This is a genomic window from Sessilibacter sp. MAH3 (genome assembly GCF_054658275.1).
The window spans coordinates 1-17,667 of record NZ_BAAGIE010000003.1; the positions used below are offsets into that span (position 1 = coordinate 1).

The following is a 17,667-nucleotide window of genomic DNA, read 5'->3' on the forward strand; positions in this document are numbered from 1 at the left end:
CTAATGAATTATTTATGGGACAGCGAGTTGATTTACTCGCTGCGTTATGAAATTGCAGTTATTACTTGAAACCGCGTAAATTGTATTTTTTAAAAATAATATTTATATAGTTTTGTGGTTTTGGTTGATCAGTTAATTATGCTTTTTGTGTTAATTTTTATAGCGAGGTTTGTGTGTTTGGGTTGTGTCTTTAAAAGTTTGGCATTAATTTCTTCATGTTATCACGAAAGGTGTAAAAAAATTATGATTCAATTGTAGTGGATTAGTAATAGGTTCCCGAGGTAATGTGAGTGCTCATTTAAATTGGTATCTCTGCCATGTATTGATGGATGGTGAATTTCTAAAAATATCGGTACATTTTTAGAAAAAACAAAACCGGATATGATAAAGTTTTTTCTGTGTATTGGATATTTGCTCCTGATAACATCCGAATTCGATTTTAAAAGTTGGGATTTTGAAATGACAACAAAACAAACGTAGATTACGGTGACAAAAAGTCGACCTCTTGAAGGGTGCGATATTGATATCGACGGTTGCGACTTTTATTTTGCTGACGCTTATATTTCTTTATCGGAAGAAGAATGCGGTTCAAAAGCGGTAGTAACTATTCTCGATAAAGTTGAAAAGGCACTGCAATCTGCTCACTTAGAGCTAGTAGAAGTGAAAATGTGCGCCCGTTTTTTCCCAGAAGAATGGGTAGATCAAACCGACTCTATCGATACGATGCATTCTCTTGCAAATAGAGCATTAGAAACGGAAGATGTAGTGTTTAGTAGTTTTCGAACTGAAGAAATCCAAGAACTTTACCAATACCACCACCCGTTAATGAAATTGAAGCTAAATAGCTCTGGCAAATGATTTTGAAGAGAACATAAAAATAAAAGATCGTGTTGGAGCTATGTCGTTAGGAGAAAGTCAGTATAGATTTAAAACTGATGTCGGGCTGATATTTCGCAACCAAAGAAAAGAGCGTAAATATGTTTTACACGATCCACTCTTTATCGATCGGAATGTTTGACGAGGTCCATATTTGATAATATGTTAGATCAGTTATATGCAATGTAAAGGCCAAAAATTCATTAAGTTGATTGATATAAATTCAAAAAAATTCTCTCGCCGAAGTGGCATCTAATACTTTAGTTTTTCATATATCTTTCCATAAATTTGGAGTGGTAGATTTTGGGTGTGATTTAAGTCTATTTTTATAATGCTCATCGCTATAAAGACAATTAGAATTAAAATTTGGTATTCACCTTATATAAAACCAACGCTATTCTACCGCCAGTAAAAATGTAAGAGGAATATTTATGAGTAGTGGCGTACTTTTCACTATTGATGAAAAATATAAAATTAAATTTGAAAAAATAGATGATTTTGACCAAGCTTTATTGGCCGAAAATCAGTACTTCATGAGTGAACAAGAAATCAGTGATAACCCAGAAGGGTACCTTACTGATGGTGAGCATATTGTTATCGCGAAAATGAGACGAAAGCGGGTTCTAGCAGACCTTGCAAAAATAGGTTTTACACCAGGTTGCGCTAAACCCCAACATGCTTTTTCTATCGTTAATGGTCAGCCAAACGTGAGAAATACACCGGAAACTTACTATTATGAAATCGAGCATACCTTCGAAGATATGGGATGGGAATACACCGGTAATCCCCACGCTGATGAGGATTAGTGTGAGTCATTAAATGGCTAAGAAAATAGTCAAGCCTTTGGAAAATTTCGATAGAAGGACCAATCCAGAAATTGTACGCCAAGCTGAAGAAAATGCTCGACGTAAAATTGAGATTGAAACAGCAAAAAAAGCAGAATTTGAACAAAAAAGCCGTAAATAATTGTTTTTAATGATTTGTTATTCAGGCTGAGCCGAGTAACTGTGTGATGTTTTCTGGTTAAGTCGTTTAACAGATAAGTAAAGATATAACAATTAGAATAATTTTCGTCCAACTTCTCCTCTGTCTGTTAACTCTTTATCCTTTTCTGATCCGTTCCTTATATCTCTGTCTTGAAAAGATCATTCAATTTGGAGTTCAATTACTCCTATCGATTTTTTTGAAAATCTTACTGGGAGATAATTTCTTGATAAGGATAAATCTAGATCTATTAGATTGTAGTGATGGCATATTTTTTTATAAAAAATCTCTTTATGACGGTATAGCCTTTAAACTACTACAATTTAGCAAATGTTATCACCGAAATAGCCCATGAACGAAAAGTATGCCCTTGCGTTACCATTCCAGAGCTATACCGGCGCGAGGATGTTATTCATGATATTTCTGTGGTGGATAAAGTCAGCCCTAAAGATGGGATTAGCCTGAAGATGATAGGTCAATGGGTTTTCAAATATCATATTATAATCGTTTAAAAGCTCAAGCAGTCTGTTGAGAAAAAGCCGCCAATGTACAATTTTTACTATGAGCAAATATGAATGACTTATGTAATTTATAATAAATGTAATGCCGCCGCTTATACTATGTGGGAAAATGAAGTTGATTACAGTTTTTGGATGGGATATGGAGAACCAGAAAAAGCAATCGAGGAGCAGCCCGAATACATTTATATTCCTGCGATGGGTGAATGGCCAAAACGTTGGGCCAAAGTTCTACCAAAATTAAATCGCGTAAAATTGTTATGGGCGAAGGGTAGGGCCAATCAAAATTTATTTGATGCTATTTGTACGTTAACTACGTTAGAACGATTAGCTATCGATGTTGTTTCGGCGCACAATGTTGAAAATTTAAAGTGCTTGACTAACTTAACTCATTTGAGTTTAGGGCATGGTTCAAAAATAGAAAGCCTTGAGTCGATCAGTTATTTAAAAAAGTTGAGAGGGTTAACTATTTGCAATTTTCCTAAAATTAATAATGTCGAATTTATTGAAGCTCTAAGTGGAAACCTTAAATACTTGTCATTGATTGGTGGTGATTACAAAAAGCAGGTATTTGATGAATTAAAACCATTGTTAACGTTGCACTCGTTGGAGGAGTTGCATTTTGGTAATGTCAAAAGTTTGGAAAAATTAGACATTACGTCTAGAGATTTACCAAATCTCAAGCTCGTTAATATCGGTAGGGCTCAAGTGTTTACCGAGTCTACTAAGCAATATTTAGGTTCAAGTGATGTTCAGTTCGTTAAAAGTTAAGTTAAAGCAGCTAGGTGTTCGTAAAATTAATTTATCTAGAAATATCTGCTGTGTAATTAATTTTGATTAATTGATTGATATGGATTTTTTGGTTTTTTTCTTTGTCGTAATCATCATTAAGTTCTTACTTAATCCCATCAATTAAAACGCAGTCCTTCAACGATTAGTCAAGAACTGAAGCGCAACAATGGCCGGAGAAGTTATCGACCAGATTAGACGCAACGGCTCAGTTATACTCGAAGAACAGAAGCTTATAAAGCGATTAAGTTAATGGATATATTAAAATTTTAGACTACGGTTCTAACACACCAAGAGCTAAGTCCTCAACAGGTTGTGGATTGCCTATTCAGTCCTAAAAGATCGTGTGTTTGCACCATGAAACGATTTACCAGTTAATCTATAGCGACAAGGCTAATGGAAATCTCTATCAACACTTGAGGATTGCTTCCAAGTCGTATTGCAAGCGCCTCGACTTCCTTGGCCTGCGTTTATCCCTAGGTCTATGAGCTCAAGTTCCAGTCAGAAACCCTAGAGCGCAGGCCCAAGCAGCTGCGGAGCAGCTAAGCGGGGCCGAAGCGGAGGGATTTTGGAGCCCTGCTATTTGGAAAATAGCAGAGCCGAATTTTTCAATCTAACTTATAAACCATTAAAAACTATCTAAGAACCTCAGGTTAACTCGTCCATGATTTAATCAGAGTTTCCTCTAGTTTAATTCCATTGAGCTTTCTTGAATATCGTTTAGCCCGATTTAAAAAAAGGGGCTGAAGTAGCTAAGAGCTAGTGTTTTGTCGTTTTATACCAGTATTTTAGCTGTTTTAGTAGCGTTTGGTGGTCTCTTCCATTGAAGCGCCATTCGCACTCTTTAAGAAACCAATAAAAATTATCTTGTTTAATTCCATTAAATTTTCGTAAATGGCGTTTAGCCTGATTCCAAAAGTTCTCGATTCCGTTAATATGATTTGTATTATCAGCAAATAATTTCGAATGATTAATCCTCTGATGATGAAAATCACTTACATCCAAAGCATTGTAAGATTTAAATGTATGGGTGTAGACAATGCTGTCAGGTGTAACTTTCTCATTGATAATGGGTAGCAGAGTTTCAGTTTTAGCGCTGGGAATAATTACGGTAAAAACCTTCCCACCCCTTTTTAATAGGCCAAAAACTGCTATTTTACCTCCAGCGCCTCGACCTCTCTTGCCTTTACGTACTCCACCAAAATAGCTTTCATCGATTTCGACTTCACCGGATAAATCGTATCTCGGCAATTTACTGGCTATCAGCTGCCTTAGTCGCATAAAAAAGCGAATGGCTGTATTGGATTGTACTCCAAGCATTTCAGCCGTCGCCCGAGCAGTTGCTCCAACGACAAAATATTCTATAAGCCTACTTTGTTGCCTAGGTGTTAACCGGCTTTTTCTTGTATACATGAGCTTTAGAGTAGCCTCTAGGCTGCTCTTAGCTACTTCAGCCCCTAAAAAAATCTCAACGCAATGTGATTTGTATTCTCAGCAAATAACTTCCATTGATTTCGACTTTACCGGATAAATCAGATCTCGCAATTTACCGCTATCAGTCGCCTCAATCCCATAAAAAAACGAATTCCTGTGACGATTTTATTCAGCAAACCAATCTGGATGAGTTGAATGATAAAGTGAGTGTAATCGAAGCATTTTTTACTTTCTCGCAAGCAGAACAAATACATGAAGCGCAAGAGTTAATTAAACCGGAAGCGTTATATTTTAGGTTCTCTAAAACGTGAATACGCCAGTGACGCGGGAACAGAATTAAATTCTATTTTGCCCAAAATGAGACCGTTAAACCCTAATTACCTCACCAAAAAGCAGAGTGTATTTGAGCGAATTGCTGCGTTTGTGGAAAAATTTAAAGGCGTTGGTGGAAGTGTTTTTTGGTGTTAAGTGTCAGCGATAAATTTTGGAAAATAATGGCTAATTAATTGATTTCTGCGTTGATCAAAGTGATCTCTAACTTAGCCAAAGTTTCTTTAAGAGAATTTACTGCGAAACATAAAGTAAACGGCGCCTATTAAACAAAGTCCTGCCCATAGGTAATCGAGTTTTAGAGGTTCTTTAAGGTACATGACCGAGAAGGGTACAAATACCGAGAGTGTAATGACTTCTTGGATGATTTTGAGTTGTCCAACGGTTAATACACTGTATCCAATTCGGTTGGCTGGGACTTGAAAGAGATATTCAAGTAGGGCGATGGCCCAGCTAAAAAGAGCTGCGAGTAACCAAGGTTTGTTGTTGAGTTCTTTAAGGTGTGCGTACCACGCAAAGGTCATGAAGACGTTACTGCAAAGCAGTAGCCCTATGGATATTAATATGGGATGCATGATTGCTTTTGGTTTACCTGCAACGGGTTGTGCTTTAAGAGAGAGTCTCTGATTAATTCGGGTTTGATTTAATCAGAGATCGGTTGGCAAGTTGGGAATTGGGTTATTAACGTCTCGGGCAGTTGATGTTTGCAGCGGTTCGGTTTATTCCGGGTTTTCTTCGCTATTTGCTTGGTCAAACATGTGGCCAAGTTTGCCTTTTTTGGTCTCTAAATATTTTTGGTTGTGTGGGTTGCGGCCAGTCTCGTGGGGTAGTCGTTCGGTTACGTTGATACCAATTTCTTTTAATGCATGAATTTTGCGCGGATTGTTGGTCATTAAGCGTAATTCTTTAATGCCAAAGTGCTCAAGCATGGGTTTTAAAATGTCGTAGCGGCGCATGTCTGCACCAAAGCCTAGGGCTTCGTTGGCTTCTACGGTGTCGGCGCCAGCGTCTTGCAAATGGTAGGCTCTAATCTTGTTTAACAAGCCAATACCGCGACCTTCTTGTCGTAAATAAAATACCGCACCACGGCCTTTTTGTGCGATCTTGTGCAACGCAGCTTGCAGTTGTGCGCCACAGTCGCAACGTAGGCTGAATAGGCCGTCTCCGGTTAAGCATTCGGAATGTATTCTTGCCAATACGGGTTCGCCATTTTTGATGTCACCCATGGTTAAGACCACGTGTTCTTTTTGTGTTTCTTTTTCTAAAAAGCCGTGCATATCGAATATGCCCCAGGGGGTTGGTAATTTACACGACTCTATATATTCAATGGTCACTGCTTTTCCTCAATGAAGCCTCTTAACGGCTGGTACTTAATAGAAGCACTCCGTTTTCTGTACTCATATCAACTTGTTTTAAGAAGCTATTTCCTAACAAGGCGATGGACGGCGAGCCGTCGAGATGTACCGAGGCAGAGACATTGTGCACTGTAACTCCACCCACGGAAACGCTTTCTAAATTGACAATAAAAATTGGCACAACTCCGTTGGCGGTACTGGCCGATGAGGCTTTACCTGCCCGGAAATTAATGCCCAGATCGATGGCGGTTTGCTTATTAAAGGCGAGATGTGTTGCGCCTGTATCGATCAAAAAATCCACCCGACGACCGTTAACTTGGCCCGAGGTGAAGTAGTGGCCGCCACGACCAACAGGGATTCTGGTCTGCTGAATTTCAGCTTTTTGAAATCCAGAAGAGATTTGTTGTGAAATCCCTAATGTATGGCGTTCACCATTAAACTCCAATACAGCTTGTTTACTGGTTGCCGATATGAGTTTTACACCTTCGGCGCTGGTCATTCCTTGTTTGAGTAGGCGCTGTTTGCCATCAATAGTAACTACCGCCGAACCTGAAAACAGTCCGTTCACCTGCACGCTGGTGGCGTAAACGGAGTTAGTTAAAAACAGCGCTAGCAACGCAAGTGTGACTGGTAATTGGTAGCGTTGTAGGACTTTTCGTGTCAGTACTCTCATAAGATTTACCGATAGATTCCGTTTCGAAAGCTAAATCATGTTTTGCAGGTTACTTAACAGCAGACCCATTCTACTACGTTCAGTGTTGGACTTACGCGCGCTATCGCAACAAGTCGATAACTTTTTCAGGTTAAAACGTTGAATAATCCAGTTGCGCCAACAGTTGCAGAGTGATCCAAGAGAATATTCCCGCGAGAATATCGTCGGTCATTATGCCTAAACCACCTTTGGTATTTTTGTCTGCCCAAGAGATTGGCCAAGGTTTGAGGATATCGAAGATTCTAAAGATCACAAATCCTGCCACAATCCACGCCCAACCACTGGGTGCGGCAATCATGGTAATCCAATAGCCAACAAACTCGTCCCACACAATGCTTGGGTGGTCGTGTACATCAAGATAATCGCTACCGGCCTGGCATATCCAAACGCCAATTACCGAAGTAAATACAATAATGCTCAGATAAATGGCTAAAGGAAGGTCGGCAAACAGCCAATAAAATGGAATGGCGGCAAGGGTACCAAAGGTTCCGGGAGCTTTTGGGGCAAGCCCCGAGCCTAGACCGAACGCTAAAAATAACGAAGGTGATCGGCAAATGTCTTTAAAATTAGGTTTTACCACAGGAATTCTTATAGGTTTGAGGTTGGCGATGTAGGCTTGTGATTACACCGCCACAATCTTAGATATGTTTGTATTCGCTTAGAAATGTTTGTATCCGGTTTTTTCCGGAACTACGACTCTGCCACCACTTAAGCATACACACTCGTCACCGCGCACTATTTCGCCAATGGCGGTGAATTCGATTTGATGTTGTTCTTGAATTTCTTCTAAGCGAGCGATTTTTGCCGGTGGTACGGTAAAACACAGTTGGTAGTCGTCGCCACCGGCAAGTGCCCAGTTAAGAGCAGTATCTGGGTCGCAGAGTTTGCGTAGCGGGTCGGATAACGGCAGACGTTCGGCTTCAATTACGGCTCCGACGCCACTGGCTTTGCAAATATGGCCAAGGTCGGCGAGCAAGCCGTCGGAAACATCAATGGCGCAGCGGCTGACCGTTGCCAATGCTTGTGCTTGGCGCACGAGAATCTTTGGTGTGTAGTAGCGACCCATAAAATAACTGAAGGCCGACTTACCCACTTCTAGTTCTTTTTTAATGACGGCAAGCGCAGCCGCACCGTCGCCAACGGTACCGGTAACAAATACCAAATCACCCACACGGGCGTTGGAGCGCAGCATGGATTTATCGGGTGATACGCTGCCGTGAACCTGCAAGGTTATCGCCAGCGGCCCGCGAGTTGTGTCGCCGCCGACCAATGATACGTTGAACTCTTCAGCGGCTCTGAACAAGCCGCGACTGAATCCTGACAACCAGCTGGATTCTGCCGACGGTATTGTTAAGGCAAGGGTGATCCACATGGGATCGGCACCCATGGCGGCGAGATCAGAAATTGAAACTCGTAACGCACGTTCGGCAATGAGTTCTGGGTCTGCGTTTCTTGGAAAATGGGAGCCGCCAATTAGCGTGTCGATAGAAACCGCAAGCTGTTTCTCTGGTGGCACAGTCAACAGTGCGCAATCATCGCCAATGCCTAGGTTGACTCCGTAGGATGCAAACTGACCACCGAAGAACTGTTCGATTAATTCGAATTCGCCAATAGTTGTCATAGTGAGTTACCGATTCGACAGTGGGAAAGATTTGGCTGCGGTTCTCATCGGTTAATGTTTGAGAGGTGTACGTGCAGCCAGACCAGAGTGTGTTGAGTATCGATTATTGCGTGTCGGCCTTTACTTCTACGCTACGCAATTCTAGCGCCGTTTTATCGAGAACACCGTTGATGAACTTATGCGCATCGGCGGCACCAAATTTTTTCGCGAGCGAGACCGCTTCATTGATAACAACTTTATAAGGAACATCGATGCGATTTTTAAGCTCGTAGGTGGACATGCGTAGCAGGGCCAATGTCACTGGGTCGAGCTCTTTGAGTGCACGACTTTGCAGATGTTTGCTAAAAATAGCTTCGAGTTCATCGAGCTGGGCCGGAGTTTCGTGCAGTAACTCGTGAAAGTACTGCACATCAACCGGTTTCATATCGTAGTCAACGCGAAATTCAGCTTCGATAACATTTAAAGCCGAACCCGCCATTTGCCATTGATAAAGTGCCTGCATGGCATAATGGCGCGCTTTGCGTCGCGCTGCTGGTGAAACGTTCATTGTCATACCTATAAAAACAACCGCTAAACTTAAACTTTAGCCAAAACAGAAACCATCTCAAGGGCGGTTAACGCAGCTTCTTCGCCTTTGTTGCCCGCCTTGGTGCCAGATCGCTCAATGGCCTGCTCAATAGAGTCTACGGTTAGTACACCGAACGACACTGGAATTGAGCTGGAAAGCGATACTTGCGCCAAACCTTTGGTACATTCGCCGGCTACATAGTCGAAATGGGGTGTGCCGCCACGAATCACTGCACCTAGTGCAATGATGGCATCAAATTTTTTGCTGTCAGCAATTTTTTGCGCCATTAGTGGAAATTCGAACGCACCGGGTACGTAAAAAATGGTGATGTTTTCTTTATCAACACCGTGGCGGTTTAATGCATCTAGTGCGCCTGCTTTAAGACTTTCAACAACAAAACTGTTCCAGCGGCTAACGATTAGTGCGTATTTGCCATTGACGGAGCGAAAATCGCCCTCGATAACGTGAATATCACTCATGAAAAATTCTCTTAAACACTTATTATTGATTGTTAGGCGACCGGGCCTCACTCTGTTACGTTCACGCATCTGACTCGATACGTTAATGCGACTGCTTTAATACGTTAACGAGAAAGCCTCGGTCAATTAAAGATACTTTGAATTTTTAAAGATACTTAGAATTTTTAAAGATACTTAGAATTTTTAAAAATACTTAGGGTTTTGGCGTTGGTGCATCCACTCGGTCAACTACTTCTAGGTCAAACCCAGAAAGCGCTGTGAAACGCAGCGGCGCCGATAAAATATTCATTTTACGCACCCCCAAATCGCGCAGCATTTGCGCGCCTGCACCTACTTGGCGATAGGCCGCGTTGCCCGGCGGTTGGCTTTGTTTACCGCTGAGTAACCAATCGATACTTTCTTCAATGTCTTGGGTAGACATTGAGTGGCAAATCAACACCACAACGCCTGAACCTTCACTTTGAACGTAGGAAAGGGCGTCTTGAAGCGTCCAAGAGCTGTATTTTTTATCGGTCTCGCGAAGAATGCCCAAAATATCGCGGGCAGTATTTAACACGTGAACGCGCACCGGTACTGGAATTTCAGGATCAATTTCACCTTTGGCCAGTACAAAGTGGTATTCGTTAGTAACCAAATCGCGATAGGTGTAAAGGTTAAACTCACCGTGAACGGTATCGACTTTACGCTCGTTGGTGCGCTCAACGGTTTGCTCTTTTACCGAACGGTAATGAATCAAATCGGCAATGGTGCCAATTTTAAGGTTGTGAGTTTTAGCGAATTTTTCGAGATCGGAACGGCGCGCCATGGTGCCGTCTTCGTTCATCACTTCAACAATCACCGAGGCGGGTTCACGACCGGCAAGACGTGCTAAATCACAACCTGCTTCGGTATGGCCTGCGCGACTTAATACGCCGCCCGGTTGCGCCATCAACGGAAAAATATGGCCCGGTTGCACTATGTCACGAGCAGCCGCGGTGGGTGAAACCGCAGCGCGCACGGTACGCGCGCGATCGGCCGCGGAAATACCGGTGGTAACACCTTCGGCGGCTTCAATCGATACCGTAAAGTTGGTTGAGTGCGCTGCTTGGTTGTTGGTTACCATTAAGGGTAACTCAAGAGTGCGGCAGCGTTGCTCGGTAAGGGTTAAGCAGATAAGTCCACGGGCGTGAGTCGCCATAAAATTGATGTCTTGTGGACGTACCATGTCGGCGGCCATGATAAGGTCGCCTTCGTTCTCTCTGTCTTCGTCATCCATGAGAATGATCATTTTACCCTGGCGGATATCTTCGATCAGTTCTTCTACGGTATTTAGTTGCATAGCTTGCTCGTTAAACGAATTTATAAGTTATGGTTTTTGCCGGCATTGTAACCGAGCTGGCGCGTAAAAGCCTGCTTCGTGTCGCCTAGTTTTTGGCGAAGCCGTGCTCGGCGAGAAAGTTTATATCGATTTTTGAGTGATTGTTATGGTTTTCAGTACCACCGGTGAGTAGCCGCTCCAGGTATCTGGCAATAACATCCACTTCTAGGTTGACCTTGGTGCCGGTTTTATAGGTGCCGATAATGGTTTCGGCGATGGTGTGCGGCACAATGGTAAGTTGAAACTCGTTGCCCGACACGGCGTTAACCGTCAGGCTGGTACCGTCAATAGTGATAGAGCCTTTGTGAGCGATGTATTTGGCTAATTCTTGTGGTGCGCGAATGCGAAATTGTTCGGCACGAGCTTCGGTTTCACGGCTGATAACTTCACCTAAACCATCAACGTGGCCGCTGACGATGTGACCGCCTAAACGGCTTTGCGGCATCAACGCTTTTTCAAGGTTAACCTTTGAGCCAATTTTCCATTGCTTGACCGTTGTTAAGGCGATGGTTTCTACCGACACGTCGGCCCAGTAGCCATCTCCCGGTAGATCAACCACGGTTAGACACACGCCGTTGGTGGCAATGGAGTCGCCCAGTTGAACGTCGGAGAGATCGAGTTTTCCGGTTTTAATTCTAACGCGTAAATCGCCCGATTTGGGCTCCAATGCGGCGACTTCTCCCACCGCTTCGATGATACCTGTGAACATAAAATAGGTCCGATTAAGGCTTTGATTTCGCCGTGATCTGCCAATCTTGGCCGACGGCTCTTATATCTGTGATGTCCATTTCGAGCTTGTCTGACATCGATTGAATGTCCAATTGCAGCAGCGGCCGGGCGCTTGAACCCAATATGACCGGTGCAACAAAGATAACCAACTCATCGACAAGTTTTTGCTCGATAAAGCTCCCCGCAAGGGTTGCGCCGCACTCCACCAACACCTCGTTACATTGACGTGAAGCGAGATCGTCGAGCAGATCGTTGAGATCGACTTTGCCGCTTTTCGATGGCAGTGTCTTCCATTCGATGGTCGGCAATATATGCGCGGGTTTGGCGCCTGCGGTCACCCAAAGGCATTCGCTTTGTTCGTGAAAGAAATCTTCGTGGCCGCTGAGCGATGCGTTGGAATCCAGCACCACTCGCAACGGGCGTCTCATGCCTCGACTTTGGGGGTGATTTTTTAAGGGCGCGTAGGTTTGTTCGGGTAATTCTGAGACGCGCACCGTGAGGCGTGCGTTATCCGCCGTGATGGTGCTGTGACCGGTCACCACGGCGCAGCTGCGTGCGCGCAGTTTTTGTACTTGGGCGCGCGCCTTGGGGCCGGTGATCCACTGGCTTTCACCGCTGGCCATGGCCGTTCTGCCATCTAAACTCATGGCGAGTTTTAGGCGTACAAACGGTTTATTGGTTTGCATGCGTTTGATAAAGCCCGGATTCAGCGCCATTGCTTGTGATTCGCAAACTGGGCCATCGACCTGAATACCTTGTTGCTCAAGATAGCGAATACCACGACCTGCAACCAATGGGTTTGGATCGGTCATGGCGTACACCACTCGCGTAATGCCTGCCGTTGCTAAGGCTTCACAGCAAGGCCCGGTTCTGCCGTGGTGACTGCACGGCTCTAAGGTTACGTAAGCGGTGGCACCAACACTGGTATCACTTGCATCGATAGATTGCAGCGCGTTGACTTCGGCATGGCCGGTTCCGGCCTCAATGTGGAAGCCTTCGCCAATAATGCGCTCACCGTGGGTAATTACGCAGCCAACTCTGGGATTGGGCGATGTTGTCAATAAGCCTCGCTCTGCTAATTGCAGAGCTCTGGCCATAAATTCGTAATCGATGTTGGTAATTGCCATGATGCAATGTTGCGTTATCAAATTTTAAGAATGAAGTGAGCGAGTATTGGGCGCAGTGCCGAACGAATCTGTAAATGCTTAAGACGGTTCTTTCTTTTCGAGGCGGTCGATCTCTTGGCGGAATTCATTCAAATCTTTGAAACGTCGATACACCGAGGCAAATCGTACGTAAGCAACTTCATCTAAACTACGCAGTGCCTGCATGACACGTTCACCAATAATGAGTGATTTAATTTCTCGCTCACCAGTGGCTTGCAAATAATGTTTGATTTGAGCAATGGCCGATTCGATTTGCTCGGTACTTACCGGGCGTTTTTCTAACGCTCTGAGCAAACCGGCTCTGAGTTTGGCTTCGTCAAAGGGTTCGCGAATACCGTTATTTTTAATAACCCTTGGCATTAACAGCTCCGCCAATTCGTAGGTTGTGAATCGTTCCCTACACGACATGCATTCACGGCGTCTACGAACCTGATCGCCCTCGGCGACCAAGCGGGAATCGATGACTTTGGTGTCTTCGGCGCTACAAAAAGGACAGTGCATAATAATTTGGGTTTTTTAGGATAATAGGCGACAAAACAGTTACCATACTACCACATTCTCGGGGAATTCAGACTATATCAGTCTTTACAACCCTAGTGACTTAGTGGCGATTGATCGTATGTAAATCATAAGCCTAAATTGCCGTTTTTAAGTTTGTGTTCGTGTTTAAGGGGGAAATTAATGCTTTGGGTTAAAGCGATTCATATATTTTTTGTGATTGCCTGGTTTGCGGTACTTTTTTATTTACCAAGGTTATTTGTGTATCACGCGATGTGTGAAGATGAGGCCGGTAAAGAAAGATTCAAGGTGATGGAACGCAACTTATACAAAGGCATGGGTACGCCTTGTATGTTAGGTACACTTATTTTTGGTATTTGGATGCTCACATTTAATCCGAGTTATTATTTTTCGTCGGGTTGGATGCACGCTAAACTAACCTTGGTGGTTTTATTGATTGGTTACCATCATATGTGTGGCGCTCATTTAAAAAGATTTGCACGCGATGAAAATACCAAAAGCCATGTGTATTTTCGTTGGTTCAATGAAGTGCCAGTGCTCTTTTTGTTAGCCATTGTAATTTTAGTGGTGGTAAGACCGTTCTAGAGAAAACGTAAAAATTCAATAATCGCGATTTTAACGGTTATCAATTTATTTAAATGATTATTTTTTTAAAAGCCTGAAGGTCAATTCAGGCTTTTTTTTGATTTTTTCTAAGTGGTTTTTTAGGCGTTGTAATGGATGCACTGAGCAGTAAATATGAACGATTATTTAGAATGGAATTCAGTTGTTTCTAAATTTGAAAGCCAGTATTTCGAATTTATCAGCAATACAGCTACAGTTTGTAGGTCAATTTTCTAAAATTAATCGCGGTCGTTGGGAGGATAATTTTGGGGATTTTGTGTAAAACCGAGCTGTGTTGTTAAATTTTGTCGGAAACTATAGAAAGCTTTGATTAACTCTTCCATGATTTAATCAGGGTGTAGAAATTGACAATCCTATTTCTCGTTACTATACAACTTTCTGTTTCTATACCACTTTCCGTTTCTATACCACTTCCTGTTTCTAAACCGCTTCCTGTTTCTATACAATTTCAATCCCGTATTGTTTTTGAAATTAGCGACACTTACTTGTGTCTCTAGTGTGCTTGTGTCTCTGGTGTGTTCTTAAATAAAGTCTGAGTTTATCAAAGTTTCTTTTTATAAACCTGATAGTTACCTGATTGGTATGTTGGGGATTTTTTCTCGTTCGTTCAATATTTGTCTAAATTCGGCATTAAGTAATATTAGATGTATAAACCCGTGTTGAATGTTGTATAAATTTTTTGCATTTTTCACAAAAGTTTGGCGTGGCTGCTCAAATAAATATTTTGAGGTTAATTTTTTGCTAAGCGGACAAAGGTTTTACTCTTTGCGATTGCGTAAAATAGTGCGGGATGAACAATTTTAAGCATTTTTTTGTAGCAGCTTAAACTAGAGATTGATTCCCTTCTCTTGAAAAATGAATAACGAGTACGTACTTTAATCGCTATCATAGGCTGGGCTGGATTTCTAGATAAAGTCGCTAAAATACTTATTTGTAAGTACTTATACGAATTTAAACGCTAGTGAATTCTCGGGTACGTTGTTGAGTATTTTTTCTTCGCTAAATTAGCGATGAATTCATTAGTAATTGAGGTTTTAAGGTGTAAACCAATTGTTCACGATCGGCTAGACTTTGAGTACTACCAAAATTATTCAGAAAGTCCACTGGCAAGAGGCCTGTGTTTTTTTTCTAAAATGGAAGTACAAAATTCAAATTTTTAAAGTCGGCTCAATAATCTTATTGCTATAAATCGATTATTTTGCAGTTATCTAAAAAATGAATATTGTTCTTTTTATTTTCAATGTCGAAGTTAAACCAAAGTAAACGATAATTTATTAAAGTCTGTCTTACGGGTGGTTCTTATCATCTGTCCGTTTTTCGAGTTTGCCGGTTTTATTCTGTACCCAAATGTCTGAGCTTTGAGGCTATAAAATGTTAAAGTCGCTAGAACGCGCTAATATTCCAGTTATATTGTGTTTGAACGGACACGATCCTAGCAGTGCTGGAGGATTACAGGCGGATATCGAAACTTGCATGTCGTTGCATTGCCAGTCGTTAACGGTGCAGACCTCAACTTTTGTTTGTGATACTCGCGAAGTTAAAAAAATTGTTCCAACCTCGTCGGAGCTGGTGTTGGAACAGATGCGAACCCTGCTGGAGGATATTCCGGTAAAAGTCATTAAAGCTGGTTTTTTAGGTTCGCTAGAAAATGTCGAGGCACTTCATTCGGTTTTGGTTGATTACCCCGATATCCCCTTGATTGTAGAACCCAAATCATTTGCGACCGTAAACGATCACCAGCGCTCCACCATTGAGGTTCTAGAAGCCATTAAGTCTTTGCTGCTGCCTCGTGCTTACATTTCGGTGGCAACACTCAATCAAGCCTTTTTGTTATCAGATTTTGCCGATTCGGCAGACGCCTGCGCGGCCGAGATTTTAGAAACCGGCTGCCAGCATGTTTTGATCACCGGTACCGAGAACTACAGTGAAGTCCGTTCTGGAAAACTGTATGGACAGCGAGGATTGATTCAGAGTTACGTCAATCAAGATAAGTCACCATTGTCTGAAATGCGCTGCACCTCTACGCTTGGTGCCGCCGTTGCTTGTGAGTTTGCTCATGGTCTGCCGCTGCACGTGGGTGTTGGTAACGCGCAAAAGTACGTGTGGTCGTGCTTAGCTCGTGGTCGTTTAATTGGTATGGGTAATCCTATTCCCGATCGTACTCTGGTTCCGGCTGAAAACCCTATTTCTTAGATTTGAATGCTTTAGGTTCTGAAATTTTGTGATTTCGGTGGCACAATAGCGGTCTTTAAGTTTGTGCCCAAGCAAGGACCCTGAGATGAATCGTTCAGAACAATTATTTGAAAGTGCCAAAAACTTCATTCCCGGTGGTGTAAATTCACCGGTTCGGGCGTTCAAAGCCGTGGGTGGTACGCCGGTATTTTTTGAAAAAGCTAAAGGCGCCTACTTGTATGATGTAGACGGAAAACGTTACGTAGATTACGTTCAGTCTTGGGGGCCAATGATTGTTGGCCATGCTCATCCCGACGTTATTCAAGCGGTTATCGATAAAATTCAATACGGTTTGAGTTTTGGCGCGCCGACTGAAATCGAAACAACTCTTGCCGAGCAGTTGTGCCAAATTATTCCTGGTATGGATTTGGTGCGATTCGTTAGCTCCGGTACCGAAGCGACCATGAGTGCGATTCGTCTTGCTCGTGGTTTTACCGGCCGCGATAAAATCATTAAGTTTGAAGGTTGTTACCACGGCCACAGTGATTCACTGCTGATCAAAGCCGGGTCTGGCGCCTTGACCTTGGGGGTTCCCAGTTCTCCCGGTGTTCCGGCTTCTCTGGCTGAACACACCATCACCTTGACCTACAACGATATCGAAGGTGTAAAACAAGCCTTTGCTGAACTCGGCGAACAGGTTGCTTGCGTTATTGTTGAGCCGGTCGCTGGCAATATGAATTGCGTTCCGCCGATTCCGGGATTCTTAGAATGCCTGCGTCAGCAATGTAATGAATCCGGTGCACTGTTGATTGCCGATGAGGTAATGACGGGTTTTCGAGTTAGCCTAAAAGGCGCGCAGGGTTATTATGGTGTAACTGCCGATATAACTACGCTGGGCAAGGTTATCGGCGGTGGTATGCCGGTTGGAGCATTTGGTGGCAGACGCGACGTAATGGAGCAGATCGCACCTTTGGGTCCAATTTATCAAGCGGGTACTCTATCTGGAAACCCTGTAGCCATGGCGGCCGGTCTTGCTAATCTCAACTTAATTCAGCAAGACGGATTTTATGACAAGCTCGTCGCCTCTACCGATAAATTAGTCGCCGGTATGCGCGAAGTTGCCGATAAGCTTGAGATGCCTTTTACCACGAACTCTGCCGGTAGTATGTTTGGTTTCTTTTTTACCGAAGAAGACAAAATCACCAATTACCAGCAGGTAATGGCGTGTGATACCGGAAAATTTAATCGCTTTTTCCATGGCATGTTAAAAGAAGGTGTTTATCTTGCACCTGCTTCTTATGAAGCTGGATTTATGTCAGCAGCTCACTCGGATGACGATATTCAGTTTACGTTAGATGCGTGCGAGAAAGTCATGAAAAGCTTGTGATGTATTTTTCATTGAACTGCGAATAATAAAAAAGCTGCCCACTGGCA

General features: G+C 43.0%; 20 protein-coding genes. 8 read left to right on the forward strand and 12 right to left on the reverse strand.

Annotation, left to right across the window (positions count from 1 at the left end):
- Positions 1-486: 486 nt before the first annotated feature.
- From ACYQ2C_RS02745 to ACYQ2C_RS02760, 4 genes are all read left to right on the forward strand, one after another.
- Positions 487-858 carry a hypothetical protein gene (locus tag ACYQ2C_RS02745; RefSeq protein WP_460102250.1) on the forward strand — a complete coding sequence of 124 codons (372 nt, stop codon included), beginning with the start codon at positions 487-489 and terminating at the stop codon, positions 856-858.
- Positions 859-1,307: 449 nt separating this feature from the next.
- The gene (locus tag ACYQ2C_RS02750; RefSeq protein WP_460102249.1) at positions 1,308-1,682 is read left to right on the forward strand and encodes a hypothetical protein; all 375 of its coding nucleotides are present in this window, start codon (positions 1,308-1,310) and stop codon (positions 1,680-1,682) included.
- Positions 1,683-1,695: 13 nt separating this feature from the next.
- Complete coding sequence (locus tag ACYQ2C_RS02755) at positions 1,696-1,842, forward strand: hypothetical protein (protein WP_460102247.1); 147 nt, start codon at positions 1,696-1,698, stop codon at positions 1,840-1,842.
- A 593-nt stretch (positions 1,843-2,435) separates the two neighbouring features.
- The gene (locus ACYQ2C_RS02760; RefSeq protein ID WP_460102244.1) at positions 2,436-3,149 is read left to right on the forward strand and encodes a leucine-rich repeat domain-containing protein; all 714 of its coding nucleotides are present in this window, start codon (positions 2,436-2,438) and stop codon (positions 3,147-3,149) included.
- A gap of 777 nt (positions 3,150-3,926) precedes the next feature.
- On the opposite strand, the gene ACYQ2C_RS02765 is transcribed toward ACYQ2C_RS02760, so the two are convergent.
- On the reverse strand, positions 3,927-4,580 hold the full coding sequence (locus ACYQ2C_RS02765; RefSeq protein WP_460102242.1) for an IS1595 family transposase: 654 nt from the start codon (positions 4,578-4,580) through the stop codon (positions 3,927-3,929).
- A 309-nt stretch (positions 4,581-4,889) separates the two neighbouring features.
- Here ACYQ2C_RS02765 and ACYQ2C_RS02770 point away from each other — a divergent pair, with 309 nt between their 5' ends.
- Positions 4,890-5,069, forward strand: coding sequence for a type I restriction endonuclease subunit R, EcoR124 family (locus ACYQ2C_RS02770; protein ID WP_460102259.1), 180 nt, complete (start codon positions 4,890-4,892; stop codon positions 5,067-5,069).
- Between the two features lie 86 nt (positions 5,070-5,155).
- Here ACYQ2C_RS02770 and ACYQ2C_RS02775 read toward each other — a convergent pair whose 3' ends face one another.
- The 11 genes from ACYQ2C_RS02775 to nrdR all read right to left on the reverse strand — a co-directional run bounded on the left by ACYQ2C_RS02775 (position 5,156) and on the right by nrdR (position 13,419).
- Positions 5,156-5,506, reverse strand: coding sequence for a DMT family protein (locus tag ACYQ2C_RS02775; protein ID WP_460050196.1), 351 nt, complete (start codon positions 5,504-5,506; stop codon positions 5,156-5,158).
- Between the two features lie 144 nt (positions 5,507-5,650).
- Positions 5,651-6,265 (reverse strand): GTP cyclohydrolase II, encoded by a 615-nt coding sequence (gene ribA, locus ACYQ2C_RS02780; RefSeq protein WP_460050194.1) that lies wholly within the window; start codon positions 6,263-6,265, stop codon positions 5,651-5,653.
- A gap of 22 nt (positions 6,266-6,287) precedes the next feature.
- Complete coding sequence (locus tag ACYQ2C_RS02785; protein WP_460102240.1) at positions 6,288-6,959, reverse strand: TIGR02281 family clan AA aspartic protease; 672 nt, start codon at positions 6,957-6,959, stop codon at positions 6,288-6,290.
- Positions 6,960-7,089: 130 nt separating this feature from the next.
- Positions 7,090-7,578, reverse strand: coding sequence for a phosphatidylglycerophosphatase A family protein (locus ACYQ2C_RS02790; protein ID WP_460102238.1), 489 nt, complete (start codon positions 7,576-7,578; stop codon positions 7,090-7,092).
- Positions 7,579-7,656: 78 nt separating this feature from the next.
- Positions 7,657-8,619, reverse strand: coding sequence for a thiamine-phosphate kinase (gene thiL, locus ACYQ2C_RS02795; RefSeq protein ID WP_460050188.1), 963 nt, complete (start codon positions 8,617-8,619; stop codon positions 7,657-7,659).
- 103 nt (positions 8,620-8,722) lie between these two features.
- On the reverse strand, positions 8,723-9,166 hold the full coding sequence (gene nusB / locus ACYQ2C_RS02800) for a transcription antitermination factor NusB (protein ID WP_460050186.1): 444 nt from the start codon (positions 9,164-9,166) through the stop codon (positions 8,723-8,725).
- Between the two features lie 29 nt (positions 9,167-9,195).
- Complete coding sequence (gene ribH, locus ACYQ2C_RS02805) at positions 9,196-9,666, reverse strand: 6,7-dimethyl-8-ribityllumazine synthase (RefSeq protein WP_460102235.1); 471 nt, start codon at positions 9,664-9,666, stop codon at positions 9,196-9,198.
- Positions 9,667-9,859: 193 nt separating this feature from the next.
- Positions 9,860-10,984 (reverse strand): bifunctional 3,4-dihydroxy-2-butanone-4-phosphate synthase/GTP cyclohydrolase II, encoded by a 1,125-nt coding sequence (gene ribBA, locus ACYQ2C_RS02810; protein WP_460102233.1) that lies wholly within the window; start codon positions 10,982-10,984, stop codon positions 9,860-9,862.
- Between the two features lie 85 nt (positions 10,985-11,069).
- Positions 11,070-11,732 (reverse strand): riboflavin synthase, encoded by a 663-nt coding sequence (locus ACYQ2C_RS02815; RefSeq protein ID WP_460050180.1) that lies wholly within the window; start codon positions 11,730-11,732, stop codon positions 11,070-11,072.
- 13 nt (positions 11,733-11,745) lie between these two features.
- A complete protein-coding gene (gene ribD / locus ACYQ2C_RS02820; RefSeq protein WP_460102230.1) occupies positions 11,746-12,879 on the reverse strand; it encodes a bifunctional diaminohydroxyphosphoribosylaminopyrimidine deaminase/5-amino-6-(5-phosphoribosylamino)uracil reductase RibD in 1,134 nt (377 codons plus the stop codon).
- A 78-nt stretch (positions 12,880-12,957) separates the two neighbouring features.
- Positions 12,958-13,419 (reverse strand): transcriptional regulator NrdR, encoded by a 462-nt coding sequence (nrdR, locus tag ACYQ2C_RS02825; RefSeq protein WP_460050176.1) that lies wholly within the window; start codon positions 13,417-13,419, stop codon positions 12,958-12,960.
- A 180-nt stretch (positions 13,420-13,599) separates the two neighbouring features.
- On the opposite strand from nrdR, the gene hemJ reads away from it, so the two are divergent.
- The 3 genes from hemJ to hemL all read left to right on the forward strand — a co-directional run bounded on the left by hemJ (position 13,600) and on the right by hemL (position 17,620).
- Positions 13,600-14,022, forward strand: a complete 423-nt coding sequence (hemJ, locus tag ACYQ2C_RS02830; protein ID WP_460102227.1) for a protoporphyrinogen oxidase HemJ — start codon at positions 13,600-13,602, stop codon at positions 14,020-14,022.
- Positions 14,023-15,432: 1,410 nt separating this feature from the next.
- Complete coding sequence (gene thiD, locus ACYQ2C_RS02835; RefSeq protein ID WP_460050172.1) at positions 15,433-16,254, forward strand: bifunctional hydroxymethylpyrimidine kinase/phosphomethylpyrimidine kinase; 822 nt, start codon at positions 15,433-15,435, stop codon at positions 16,252-16,254.
- Positions 16,255-16,339: 85 nt separating this feature from the next.
- Positions 16,340-17,620, forward strand: a complete 1,281-nt coding sequence (gene hemL / locus ACYQ2C_RS02840; RefSeq protein WP_460050170.1) for a glutamate-1-semialdehyde 2,1-aminomutase — start codon at positions 16,340-16,342, stop codon at positions 17,618-17,620.
- Positions 17,621-17,667 lie beyond the last annotated feature (47 nt).